Annotated in this window: 13 protein-coding genes; 10 read left to right on the top strand and 3 right to left on the bottom strand. The window is 63.9% G+C overall.

Going from position 1 to position 12400, the window contains the following annotated elements; genetic code table 11:
• Window positions 1–5: 5 nt before the first annotated feature.
• A complete protein-coding gene (locus tag ASD73_RS04245) occupies window positions 6–185 on the bottom strand; it encodes a hypothetical protein (RefSeq protein WP_056368868.1) in 180 nt (59 codons plus the stop codon).
• Complete coding sequence (locus ASD73_RS04240) at window positions 182–658, bottom strand: GreA/GreB family elongation factor (protein ID WP_056368869.1); 477 nt, start codon at window positions 656–658, stop codon at window positions 182–184. Before ASD73_RS04240 ends, ASD73_RS04245 begins: the two co-directional genes overlap by 4 nt.
• 124 nt (window positions 659–782) lie before the next feature.
• Between ASD73_RS04240 and ASD73_RS04235 the strand changes: the two genes are divergently transcribed.
• Window positions 783–1535: a head GIN domain-containing protein gene (locus tag ASD73_RS04235; RefSeq protein ID WP_235534128.1), complete on the top strand. Its 753-nt coding sequence runs from the start codon at window positions 783–785 to the stop codon at window positions 1533–1535.
• Between the two features lie 43 nt (window positions 1536–1578).
• Window positions 1579–2289: a head GIN domain-containing protein gene (locus tag ASD73_RS04230; RefSeq protein WP_056368873.1), complete on the top strand. Its 711-nt coding sequence runs from the start codon at window positions 1579–1581 to the stop codon at window positions 2287–2289.
• A gap of 1 nt (window position 2290) precedes the next feature.
• Here the strand turns inward: ASD73_RS04230 and ASD73_RS04225 are convergent, their stop codons facing one another.
• Complete coding sequence (locus tag ASD73_RS04225) at window positions 2291–3097, bottom strand: SDR family oxidoreductase (RefSeq protein ID WP_056368875.1); 807 nt, start codon at window positions 3095–3097, stop codon at window positions 2291–2293.
• A gap of 112 nt (window positions 3098–3209) precedes the next feature.
• Between ASD73_RS04225 and ASD73_RS04220 the strand changes: the two genes are divergently transcribed.
• The 8 genes from ASD73_RS04220 (at window position 3210) to ASD73_RS04185 (ending at window position 12338) form a co-directional block, all read left to right on the top strand.
• Window positions 3210–3749 carry a hypothetical protein gene (locus tag ASD73_RS04220; RefSeq protein WP_056370305.1) on the top strand — a complete coding sequence of 180 codons (540 nt, stop codon included), beginning with the start codon at window positions 3210–3212 and terminating at the stop codon, window positions 3747–3749.
• A 77-nt stretch (window positions 3750–3826) separates the two neighbouring features.
• Window positions 3827–4093, top strand: coding sequence for a hypothetical protein (locus ASD73_RS04215; RefSeq protein WP_056368877.1), 267 nt, complete (start codon window positions 3827–3829; stop codon window positions 4091–4093).
• A 108-nt stretch (window positions 4094–4201) separates the two neighbouring features.
• A complete protein-coding gene (secA, locus tag ASD73_RS04210; RefSeq protein ID WP_056368879.1) occupies window positions 4202–6937 on the top strand; it encodes a preprotein translocase subunit SecA in 2736 nt (911 codons plus the stop codon).
• Between the two features lie 243 nt (window positions 6938–7180).
• On the top strand, window positions 7181–8578 hold the full coding sequence (locus tag ASD73_RS04205) for a circularly permuted type 2 ATP-grasp protein (protein WP_235534127.1): 1398 nt from the start codon (window positions 7181–7183) through the stop codon (window positions 8576–8578).
• Entirely contained in the window at window positions 8578–9519 is a 942-nt protein-coding gene (locus ASD73_RS04200) for an alpha-E domain-containing protein (RefSeq protein WP_056368883.1), read from the top strand. Before ASD73_RS04205 ends, ASD73_RS04200 begins: the two co-directional genes overlap by 1 nt.
• A 2-nt stretch (window positions 9520–9521) precedes the next feature.
• Window positions 9522–10325, top strand: a complete 804-nt coding sequence (locus ASD73_RS04195) for a transglutaminase family protein (protein ID WP_056370306.1) — start codon at window positions 9522–9524, stop codon at window positions 10323–10325.
• A gap of 45 nt (window positions 10326–10370) precedes the next feature.
• On the top strand, window positions 10371–11102 hold the full coding sequence (locus ASD73_RS04190; protein WP_056368885.1) for a peptidase: 732 nt from the start codon (window positions 10371–10373) through the stop codon (window positions 11100–11102).
• A 48-nt stretch (window positions 11103–11150) separates the two neighbouring features.
• A complete protein-coding gene (locus ASD73_RS04185) occupies window positions 11151–12338 on the top strand; it encodes a serine hydrolase domain-containing protein (RefSeq protein ID WP_056368887.1) in 1188 nt (395 codons plus the stop codon).
• Window positions 12339–12400 lie beyond the last annotated feature (62 nt).

The raw sequence follows: 12400 nt of genomic DNA, 5'->3' as shown, positions 1-12400 counted from the left end.
GTGGCTCAGTGCAACTTTGCGATCGGCAGGCTGTCGGCCTTGGCGCGTGCTTTCACCGATTCCTCGCTGCGCGTCAGCGCCTTGGCGATCGACTTCAGCGGCATGCCTTTTTTGGCGAGCGTATGAAGCTTGTCGATTTCGGCCGGGGTCCACGGCTGTTTGTGGCGTTCGAACTTGTCTTTCATGCCTGGGTCTCCGGGTCGGTCTCGACAGCGAGGATCGCGATCGCATCCTCGCGGTCCTGATATTCGACGCTCTCGCCCGCCTCGGCGCCCATCAGCGCGCGGGCGAGCGGGGCGGAAAAGGCGATGTGGCCACGCGCCGGATCGGCCTCGTCACCGCCGACGATCGTGATCGTCTTTTCGGCCTTGTTCAGCCGGTACGTCACGCGGCTGCCGAACCCCACGCTGCCATCCGCAGGCGGTGCCTGAACATCGGCGGTCGATTGCCGTGTGTGGAAATAGCGCAGGCGGCGTTGCAATTTCTTGCGTGCGTCTTCGTCGGTGGTTTCCGCGATCTCGCCCTCAAGCCGCACGACCTCTTCGCCGAGCAGGCGCAGTCCGCGCGGAGTCACGAGATTCGGGCCGACCGCGATGGGCAGCTCGAATTCGGGTTCCTTATGCTCGTCGTCGCTCTCGCGGCGAAAGGCTACGCTCATGGTCGGGCTTTCGGTTTCGGGGAGAAATTGCCCTCTGAACGCCGAAGGTGGCGACAAGATGGCAGACGGCTGGACAGCGATGATGATCGTGTGTTATGTAAACAATACACAGAGGAGATTGATGATGCGGAACTGGATGATGGCGATTTTGCCGCTGGTGCTTGTGACCGGCTGCAACGGCGCGGCGCCGGGCAATGACAAACAGGCCGACCGCGGCGGCCCGCCGGCCAGCGTCGGGCCGATCACGACCCAAAGCTATGATCTGACCGGCTTTACCGGGGTCGAGGTTGCGGGTCCCGACGACGTCACCATCCGTCAGGGCGACAGTTTTTCGATCAGCGCGCGCGGCCGCAAGGAAGCGCTCGACCGGCTCGAGATCAAGCTCGACGGGACGCAGCTGAAGATCGGCCGCAAGCGCGAGGGTTTTAGCTTTTCGAACAATGACGAGGATGATGTCGATATCGCAATCACGCTGCCGAAGCTGAACGCGGTGCGCCTTACGGGATCGGGAACGATCGACGCCGACAATATCGACGGCGATGCGGTCGAGGCGGTGGTCACCGGTTCGGGCGACCTCAAGGTTGCGAAGCTGACCGGAAAGCGCGCCGAAATCACCGTGTCGGGATCGGGCGATATCGAGATTGCCGGCGGCACGATCGGGTCGGGCGAGCTCAGCGTCACCGGATCGGGCGATATCGATGCCGACGGGCTCGTCGCGACGACGCTCGAGGTGTCGGTTACCGGATCGGGCAATGTCGACGCGCAGGCGACCGGCAAGGCCGATATCCGCATCCTCGGATCGGGCGATGTAACGCTGGCGGGCGGGGCGACCTGTTCGACGCGGCAGATGGGTTCGGGCACCGCAACCTGCAAATGATGCCGTGCTGGTGCCGCCTGCCCGAACGGGGTAAGGCGGCACCATGACGCTTGCCACACGATGCGCCGCGATGGCGGCCGCCGCCCTGCTCACCGCCGGCCCCGCGTGGGGCGCCGAAAAGCGGTATGGCCTCACCAGCTTCGAGACGATCGACGTCAGCGCCGATGTGACGGTCGAGGTCGTGACGCGGGCGCCGGTCAGCGCCGTGGCGACCGGGCCGCAGGACGCGCTCGACCGGCTGAGCGTCGAAGCGCGCGACGGCAAGCTGGTGATCAGCGAACGCCAGTTCGCGGGCGACGAAAAGCGCCGCGGGCCGCGCGGTCCCGTGACGGTTCGCATCAACGCCGCCAACCTGCGCGCGGCGACGCTTTCGGGCGCGGGGTCGCTGCAGATCGACAAGCTGAAGGGACAGCGCGCGATGGTCGGCCTGCGCGGACCCGGACGGCTGACCGTTGGCCAGATCAGTACGGACCGGTTGCAGGTCGCGATGATCGGAACCGGCACGATGACCCTCGGCGGCGCGGCAAAGAATGCGCAGATGACGCTGTCGGGTGCGGGCGCGGTCGACGCGGGCGCGCTGTCGGTCGACGAACTGATCAGCGACAGCGAGGGTGCGGGCGATCACGTCCTGCGCGCGGTCAAGAGCGCCGCGATCACCTCGCGCGGGATTGGCAAGACCGTCGTGCTCGGCAAGCCGGTCTGTACGGTACGCAATGTCGGCAGCGGCTCGGTGACCTGCGGGCCGGGGAAATAGTCTAGTGCGTCGACGCGGCGCCCAGCCCGTCGATCTTCTTCGACTGGCGCACGATCAGCCCCGGGAACCAGCGTGCGAGGCGCGACAGGCGCTTCGCCATCTTGCCGACCGTGGTGTGGACGCGCGTTCCGTGCACCGCTTCCCACGCCGCTTCCGCAACGCGTTCGACGGGGACGATTTCGAAGCCGCTGTCAGACAGGCGGGTGCGCGCGGGTTCGTTGCTGTCGGCGCTGACCTGGTCGAGCAGGGGCGTGTCGATGAAGCCCGGCATCAGCGAGCGGACCTTGATGCCATGTTTGGCGAATTCGATTTCGAGCGCCTCGGTGAGCCCGCGCACCGCGAACTTGGTCGCCGAATAGATGGCAAGGCCCGCCACGCCGTAGAATCCCGACGCCGATCCGGTGTTGAGGATCGTCGATCCGGGTGTCGCGCGCAGAAGCGGCAGCGCCATATAGATGCCGTTGACGACACCGCCGAAATTGATCGCGATCAACCGGTCGGCCTCGGCTGGCGGCATATCGGCGAACTGCCCGCCGGTGCCGATGCCAGCGTTGTTGAAGAGGACGTCGAGGCGGCCGCCGCTGTCTTTCGCAAATTCGTCGAGCGCGGCTTTCCACTGGTCGCGATCGCGGACGTCCATCATGTGGCGCGACGACGCCCCTTCGGGCAGCAACGCGGCGGTTTCATCGATCCCGGCGCGGTTGACGTCGGCGATGCCGACGAACCAGCCCTGCCCGGCGAAATGGCGCGCGACCGCACGGCCGATCCCCGATCCGCCGCCGGTGATGAAAATCGCCTTTCGAGCCATGGACCCCTCCTTACATTGATGTCAGCGCGACAAGATGCGAAGTTGACGTTTCCGTCAAGCGGCAATCGCGGCTTGGCAAGGCGAAGCGCGGCTCGCTAAGAGGGCGCTGATGATGACCCGCGGCCTTCGTTCCATTCTCCTGTCGTTTCTGATGCTGTGCGCGGGCCTCACCGCCCCGGCGCACGCCGAGGTCGTCGTGAGTTTCTACAGCCATGATTTCGGCGACCGTTTCCCGCACGCCTTCATCGTGATGAAGGGAAAGCTCGACGCGACGGGCGAGGTCGTGGATGCCAATTATGGTTTCACGGCCGTCTCGGTCAGCCCGGCGATCCTTTTGGGATCGGTGAAGGGCAAGGTGGAGTCGTCCAAGCCCGATTATATCGCCAAGAGCGACCGCCAGTTCGATGTGACGGTCGATGACGCGACCTACGCGCTGGTCATGGCGAAGGTCGCCGAATGGCGCGATCGCGCGCAGCCGAGTTACAGCCTGAACAAGTTCAATTGCGTTCATTTCGTGATGGAATTGGCGGAGGTGGTTGGACTTAAGGTCGATCGAAAGAGCAAATTGTTCAAGAAACCGAAGAGTTTCCTGATCGAGGTGCGCGGGTTGAACCCCGAACTGGCCGATCCCGCCGCGACGCCAGCCCCCTAGACGAGCCGCCGCTTTCACCCTATGTTCAGGGAACGGGGCGCAATAATCTGGGCTCCGGATGTAGTTAGGGGCGATTCTTGCGGCTGTTGCTGACCCTTTTGGCATTGTTGACCGGCCTGGCGACCGCCGACCGGGCCGTTGCCGCGCCTGCCGTTCCGGCGGCGATGGGGTCGCTGGTCATGTTCGCCGAAACCGCGGGCAAGGCCGAAACGAGCGACGTCGAGCGCCGCCCGACCACCACCGCGCCGACCCGGCGCGTCTCCAGCGGGAGCGGCAAGCCGCGCAAGGCGGCGCCGCCGCATCTTCCCGGCCTGCTCACCGGCAGCGACCGCGCGCTCGAATAGAGTAGCGTTTTAGCGCCTTTTCTTGAGGCGCCGCCCCGCAAAGGGGCCTTTTTCGTATATTCGCGCGGTCGAAGCGCCGCCAATTCATTCTAATTCCAAGGAAAATCGATGTTTTCTGGCCTTGCCAAGAGCCTGTTCGGCTCGTCCAACGACCGTTATGTCGCCTCGATCCGCAAGATCGTCGACAAGATCAACGCGTTCGAACCCGCGATGCAGGCGCTCGATGACGCCGGGTTGCAGGCGCAGACGCAGGCATTTCGCGACCGTCTGGCCGCCGGCGAGACGCTCGACGACATTCTTCCCGAAGCCTTTGCCACGGTGCGCGAGGCCGCGGTCCGCACGCTTGGCATGCGCCATTTCGACGTGCAGATGGTCGGCGGCGTCGTCCTCCACCGCGGCGAGATCGCCGAAATGGCGACGGGCGAAGGCAAGACGCTGATGGCGACGCTGCCCTGCTACCTCAACGCGCTTGAGGGCAAGGGCGTCCATGTCGTCACCGTCAACGACTATCTTGCGACGCGCGACGCCGAATGGATGGGCACCGTCTATGGCTTCCTTGGCCTGACAACCGGCATCATCGTCCCGAACCTCAACGAAACGCAGCGCCGCGATGCCTATAACAGCGACATCACCTATGCGACGAACAACGAACTGGGGTTCGATTACCTCCGCGACAATATGAAGTTCGACCGCCAGCAGATGGTCCACCGCACCTTCAATTTCGGCATCGTCGACGAGGTCGATTCGATCCTGATCGACGAAGCGCGTACGCCGCTGATCATCTCGGGCCCGACCGACGACAAGTCGGAGCTTTATATCCGCGTCAACGAGGTCGTGCTCAACCTGACCGAGGATGATTATGAAAAGGACGAAAAGTCCAAGTCGATCAACCTGACCGAGGACGGCACCGAGCATGTCGAGCGGTTGCTCGAGGACGCGGGGCTCCTGCAGGGCAACAACCTCTACGACATCGAGAACACGCAGGTCGTCCATCACGTCAATCAGGCGTTGAAGGCGATCCAGATGTTCCGGATCGACACCGACTATATCGTCAAGGACGGCAAGGTCGTGATCATCGACGAATTCACCGGCCGCATGATGGACGGGCGGCGCTGGTCCGACGGCCTGCATCAGGCGGTCGAGGCGAAAGAAGGCGTGCAGATCGAGCCCGAGAACCAGACGCTCGCATCGATCACCTTCCAGAATTATTTCCGCATGTACCCCAAGCTTTCGGGCATGACGGGCACCGCGGCGACCGAAGCCGCGGAATTCTTCGACATCTACAAGATGAATGTCGTCAACATCCCGACCAACCGCCCGATCGCCCGCGTCGACGACGAGGATGAATTCTACAAGAATATCACCGACAAGTTCGGCGCGATCGCCAAGACGATCCGCGAGGCGAACGAGCGCGGCCAGCCGGTGCTCGTCGGCACGGTATCGATCGAAAAGTCCGAGCTGCTGTCGTCCTTCCTCGAAAAGGACGGCGTGCCGCACAGCGTGCTCAACGCGCGTTTCCACGAAAGCGAAGCGCATATCGTCGCGCAGGCGGGCCGTACCGGCGCGGTGACGATCGCGACGAACATGGCGGGCCGCGGCACCGACATCAAACTCGGCGGCAACGAAGAATTCCGCATCGGCGATGAATTGAAGGATCTGCCCGAGGGCGCCGAGCGCGACGCCGGCATCGCGCGCATCCACGCTGAAGTCGCGGCCGAGCGTGAGGCGGTGCTCGCCGCGGGCGGGCTGTTCGTGCTCGCGACCGAGCGTCACGAAAGCCGCCGCATCGACAACCAGCTGCGCGGCCGTTCGGGGCGCCAGGGCGATCCGGGCCTTAGCAAATTCTACCTCTGCCTCGATGATGACCTGCTGCGCATCTTCGGTCCAGACACGCTCTTTTCCAAGATGATGAACAAGAATCTGGAAGATGGCGAGGCGATCGGGTCGAAATGGCTGTCGAAGGCGATCGAGACCGCGCAGAAGAAGGTCGAGGCGCGCAACTACGACATCCGCAAGCAGGTCGTCGAATATGACAATGTCATGAACGACCAGCGCAAGGTCATCTATGAACAGCGCGGCGAGATCATCGACAGCGAGACCGTCGACGAGGTGATGACGGCGATGCGCGCCGAGACGGTCAATTCGATCGTTGCCGACGCGTGCCCGCCGGGCAGCTATCCCGAACAGTGGAACGTCGAGCAGATGAAGGAGCGGGTGGAGAATATCCTCGACCTTTCGCCGCCGATCGATGCGTGGATGCAGGAAGACGCGGTCGACGCCGAAATGTTCGAACAGCGCATTCAGGCGCAGGCCGACGCCGTCGCCGCCGAAAAGGCGGCGCTCGTCGATCAGGAAACATGGAAGGGCATCGAGAAATCGGTGCTGCTCCAGACGCTCGACCATCACTGGAAAGAGCATCTTTCGACGCTCGACGCGCTGCGGCAGGTCGTGTTCCTGCGCGCCTATGCGCAAAAGCAGCCGATCAACGAATATAAGCAGGAAGCCTTCGCGTTGTTCGAACGCATGCTGCAGAACATCCGCGAGGATGTGACGCGCACCGTCGCGCGGATCGACCTGCGCTTCGAAGAGCCCGAGCCGATGCCGCTGCCCGACCTGCCCGATTTCCTGACCACGCACATCGATCCGTTCACGGGCGAGGACAACAGCGCCGATCTGGACGACGGTCAGCTGGGCGTGATCGCGAACACGCTGCCGCCGATGCAGATCCCGCGCCCGGACATGCCCGAGGGAGACAATCCCTATGCGACGCTCGACATCAGCCGCAACGCGCCGTGTCCTTGCGGTTCGGGCCGCAAGTACAAGCACTGCCATGGCGCGATTTGATCGCTTCGCCGCGCGTCGTCGGGCGCGCGGCAAGTGTTTGATGTTACGGTAACACCACAGCTCACGCGCCCGCTTGCCAAGGCCCGCGGGCGCGATTAGCATCGCTCTCGCAAGCTTGTTGGCCATGCAGCCTTCAGGCAACGCAGCAGCAGGAACAGGATGCCGCGCGCAGGCCGAAGACATCGGCGCGCGGATGATGGCATGTTGCGTGGAAAGGGCAGGCGCATTTCCTTTTTCGACGAAATGACGAGCCAGGAGGGCGAGACCCGGTCGCCCTATCGAGACTATTGCGGGTGGTTCGAGGCCGAGGATGCGACGCGCATCCAGCGCAAGGCGCAGCAGGCCGAGGCGCTGTTCCGCACCACCGGGATCACCTTCAACGTCTATGGCGCCGCCGACGGCGACGAGCGGCTGATCCCGTTCGATGTCGTGCCGCGGATCATTTCGGCCAGCGAATGGCGCCGCCTGTCGCGCGGCATCGAACAGCGCGTGCGCGCCTTGAACGCCTTCCTTTACGACATCTATCACCGGCAGGAGATTTTGCGCGCCGGGCGCGTCCCGGTCGAGCTGATCGCGGGCAACGAAGCCTTTCTGCCGATGATGATGGGGCTCGATCCGCCGGGCGGCATCTATACGCATATCAGCGGCACCGACATCGTGCGCACCGGCGCGAATGAATTTTATGTGCTCGAGGATAATGCGCGCACGCCCTCGGGCGTATCCTACATGCTCGAAAACCGCGAAACGATGCTCCAGATGTTTCCCGAGCTGTTCGCGAAAGTGCCGGTGCGCGAGGTCAGCGACTATCCGATCAACCTGTTGAAGTCGCTCGCGGCCTGCGCGCCGCCCGCGTGCGGCGGGACGCCGACGGTCGCGGTGCTGACCCCGGGCATCCACAACAGCGCCTATTATGAGCACAGCTTCCTCGCCGATCATATGGGCGCCGAACTGGTCGAGGGGCACGACCTGCGCGTCGTCGATGGCCGCGTCGCGATGCGTACCACCCAGGGGTATAAGGCGATCGACGTCGTCTATCGCCGCGTCGACGATGATTTCCTCGACCCGCTGAATTTCCGTCCCGATTCGATGCTGGGCGTGCCGGGGATATGGGACGTCTATCGCGCGGGCGGCATCACGATCGCCAACGCGCCGGGCACCGGCATCGCCGACGACAAGGCGCTGTACAGCTATATGCCCGACATCATCGAATTTTATACGGGCGAAAAGGCGCTGCTGCCCAATGTGCCCACGTGGCGCTGCTCCGACCCCGAGCACCTCCGCGAAGTGCTCGACCGCCTGCCCGAACTCGTCGTCAAGGAAGTCCATGGATCGGGCGGCTACGGGATGCTCGTCGGCCCCGCGGCGAGCAAGAAGGAGCTCGCGGCGTTCCGGGCCAAGCTTGAGGCGAACCCCGGCAACTATATCGCGCAGCCGACGCTGTCGCTCTCGACCGTGCCGATCTTCACGAAGAAGGGTCTTGCGCCGCGCCACGTCGATCTGCGCCCCTTTGTGCTGATGTCGCCGCAGGGGATCACGATCACGCCGGGCGGGCTGACGCGTGTCGCGATGACCAAGGGGTCGCTTGTGGTAAACAGCAGCCAGGGCGGCGGCACAAAAGACACCTGGGTATTGGAAGACTGATGCTGGGCAAGACCGCAGGCTCGCTCTTCTGGATGGCGCGCTACCTCGAGCGTAGCGAGAATAATGCGCGCCTGATCGACGCGGGCTTCCGCATCGCGCTGACGCGGTCGAGCACGGCGGCGGCCGAATGGAAGTCGGTGCTGGTGACCGCGGGCGTGAACCAGGCGTTCCAGGCGGCGCACGGCGATTACAGCTCGGCGCGCGTGATCGACTTCCTGCTCCGCGATCCCGCCAACCCTTCGAGCATCCTTTCGGTGATCAAACTGGCGCGCGACAACGCCCGCACCGCGCGCACGGCGCTGACCCGCGAGACGTGGGAGGCGGTCAACACGAGCTGGATGACGCTGGTCGCGCTCCTGAAGCGGCCGGTCCGCGAGGACGATCTGCCCGATGTGCTGACGACGATCCGCCAGCAGAGCGCGCATGTCCGCGGGGCATTGAATGGCACTATGCTGCGCAACGACGGCTACCATTTCGCGCTGCTCGGCACGTTCCTGGAGCGCGCCGACAACACCGCGCGCATCCTCGACGTTAAATATTATCTGCTGCTGCCGTCGGTCGCGCATATCGGCACGTCGATCGACAATGTGCAGTGGGAAACGATCCTGCGGTCGGTGTCGGCGCACCGCGCCTATCGCTGGCTTTACGGCGCCGAGATCAGCGCGCTCAAGATCGCGGAATTCCTGATCCTCTATCGCCAGATGCCGCGCAGCCTCGCTTTCTGCTGCGAGCGGATGGAAGCTCATCTGGCGCAGCTCCAGCGGCATTATGGCGACGAGACCGAGGCCTGGCGCCTGGCGCATGCCCTCAGCCACGAGAAACTCGCCGGGCCGATCCAGTCGATCTTCGACGGCGGCCTGCATCAATATGTGACCAGCTTCTTGCGCGACACCGCCGCCCTCGCCCGGCAGGTCGAGCGCGATTATAGATTCGTGGAATGACGATGAAACTGCGCGTCGAACATACCACCCGTTATCAATATGATGCGCCGGTAAGCTATGCGCTGCAGCAGCTGAAACTCACGCCAAAGGACCGGCCGGGCCAGCAGCGCGTTCTCGACTGGACGATCGAGGTCGAGGGCGGCGCGCAGCAGCTGCACTACACCGACCATCACGGTAACGGCGTCGACCTGATCGCGGTGCACGGCGGGGCGACCGAACTGGTCATTCGCTGTCACGGTGCGATCGAGCTCGAAACATGGGACGGCGTGATCGGCGTGCATCGCGGCGCGATGCCGCTGTGGACCTTTCTGCGACCCACGCCGCTGACGCGTGCGGGGCGGCACGTCCGCGCGCTCACCGCACAGCTCGGCCGTGACCACAGCAATGATATCGAGCGCGCGCATGCGCTGTCGGCGCTGATCATCGACCGGCTGGCGTACCGGATCGGCTTTACCGATGCCGAAACGACCGCCGAACAGGCGCTCGGCAGCGAGGGCGGGGTGTGTCAGGATCATGCGCATATCTTCATCGCCGCGATGCGCCACCTCGGCCATCCGGCGCGTTACGTTTCGGGCTATCTGATGATGAACGACCGCACACATCAGGATGCGACGCACGCGTGGGCCGAGGCGCATTTCGACCATATCGGCTGGATCGGTTTCGACGTCAGCAACGGCCATTCGCCCGACCAGCGCTATATCCGCGTCGCGACCGGGCTCGATTATCGCGACGCGGCCCCGGTTCGCGGCATGCGCTATGGTGCGGCGCAGGAAAATCTGGTTGTTCAATTGCAGGTCCAGCAATAAGCGGGCTGGACGATCAGGACTTTCCGGGCGGGAAAACGGGATTCGATGACTTATTGCGTTGGCATGCGTTTGAACAAGGGACTGGTGTTCATGTCGGACACCCGCACCAACGCGGGCGTCGACGACATTTCGCAGGTCCGCAAGATGCGCAGCTGGCACCTGCCGGGCGAGCGCGTCATCACGCTGATGTCGGCGGGCAATCTCGCGACGACGCAGGCCGTGGTGAGCCTGCTCGACGAGCGCACCAAGGCCCCCGAAGAACGCCATCCGTCGATCCTCGCCGCGCCATCGATGTTCGCGGTCGCGACGATCGTCGGCGAGACATTGCGCAACATCGTGATGCGCCACAGCGACGAGGGTCCGGCGGCGGAATCGCTCTTCCGCGCCTCGCTGATCGTCGGCGGACAGATCAAGGGGTCCGAACCGCGGCTGTTCCTCATCTATCCCGAAGGCAATTTCATCGAGGCGGGCGAGGATAATCCCTTCTTCCAGATCGGCGAGACCAAATATGGGCGGCCGATCATCGTGCGCTCGTACGACCCGACGATGTCGTTCGAGGATGCGGTGAAGCTGCTCTGCGTCTCGTTCGATTCGACGATCCGCGCCAATGCCGGCGTCGACCTGCCGATCGACCTCCGTGTCCACGAGCGCGACGATTATGCGACGGTGCGTGAGCGGCGGTTCGAGCGCAACGACCCCTATTTCGAAAGCGTCGCCGACGGGTGGGCCGAGGCACTGGGCATCGCGCTGGCAGAGCTTCCCGACTTTCATTTCTGACCGCCTTCGGCCACCGTCCCTTTTCGTGGTTGAACAGGAGGGATCGTGATGTCGCGCTGGATTGCTGCCGCACTTGTTCTGATGGCCAGTCCGGCTGCGGGCAAGGAGACGGGCTTCGACAAGGCACTTGGCGATTTTCGTGAGCTGCACCGCGCCGAAATGCGCCGGGCGAATATTGCGGGAAGCAGCTTCTACCTCGTGCGCGACGGGCGGACCATTGCCGCCGATCATCTGGGCGAGCAGGACGCCGACGCGCATGTCCCCGTCGACGCTGCGACGATCTATCATTGGGCGTCGATCACCAAGACGATGACCGGAATCGCGATCATGCAACTGCGCGATCGCGGACTGCTATCGCTCGACGATCCAATCGTGCGGTATGTGCCCGAACTCGCCGCCGTGCATAATCCCTATGGCGACACGGGCGCGATCACGCTGCGCCAGTTGATAAGCCACAGCGCGGGATTTCGGAGCGGAACCTGGCCGTGGCGCGACCATGACTGGCAGCCGTTCGAGCCCAAGGGCTGGGCGCAACTCGCGGCGATGCTGCCTTATACGCAGGTCGAATTCAAACCGGGCAGCCGCTTCAGCTATTCGAACCCCGGCATCGTCTATCTCGGGCAGGTCATCGAGCGTTTGTCGGGCGAGGATTATGAAGTCTATGTCGACAAAAATATCCTGAAGCCGCTGGGCATGCACGCCAGCTATTTCGACCGCACCCCGCCGTACCTGCTGTCGCATCGGTCGCACAGCTATTATATCAAGGGCGGCAGGCGGGTCGCTGCGCCGTTCGATGTCGATACCGGGGTGACGGTGTCGAACGGCGGGCTCAATGCGCCGATGCCCGACATGGCGAAATATGCGGCGTTCCTGCTCGGCGATCCGGCGCGCCAATCCGAGTTCGACCTAGTGCTCAAACGGTCTTCGATCGAGGAAATGTGGACGCCGCAAATCGTGGCGGGTGAGGATTTCACGCAGGGCCGCATGGCGAAGACGACGCAGGCCGGCCTGTCCTTCTTCATCGACCGCAGCGCGGCGGTGCGTTTCGTCGGACATAATGGCGACCAGAACGGCTTTCGCGCCTATCTCAGCCTCTGCCCCGACCAGCGCCTCGGCAGCCTGCTGGCGTTCAACACCGAAACGCGCGGTGTCGAGAACAGCGCCGCCAATCGCAAAACGGCGGAATCGCGCATTGCGCTTGCGACCGACAGCCTGTGCGAGGCGCTGGCGAAATAGTCACTTTCTCGTCACCCCGGACTTGATCCGGGGTCCACGGACGCGCGGTCGCAATGGATCCC

The sequence above is a fragment of the Sphingopyxis sp. Root154 genome, from assembly GCF_001427105.1.
Classification (GTDB): Bacteria; Pseudomonadota; Alphaproteobacteria; order Sphingomonadales; family Sphingomonadaceae; genus Sphingopyxis.
The sequence above is the reverse complement of the archived record's forward strand: the minus strand, read 5'-3'. Positions and strand labels throughout refer to the sequence as shown.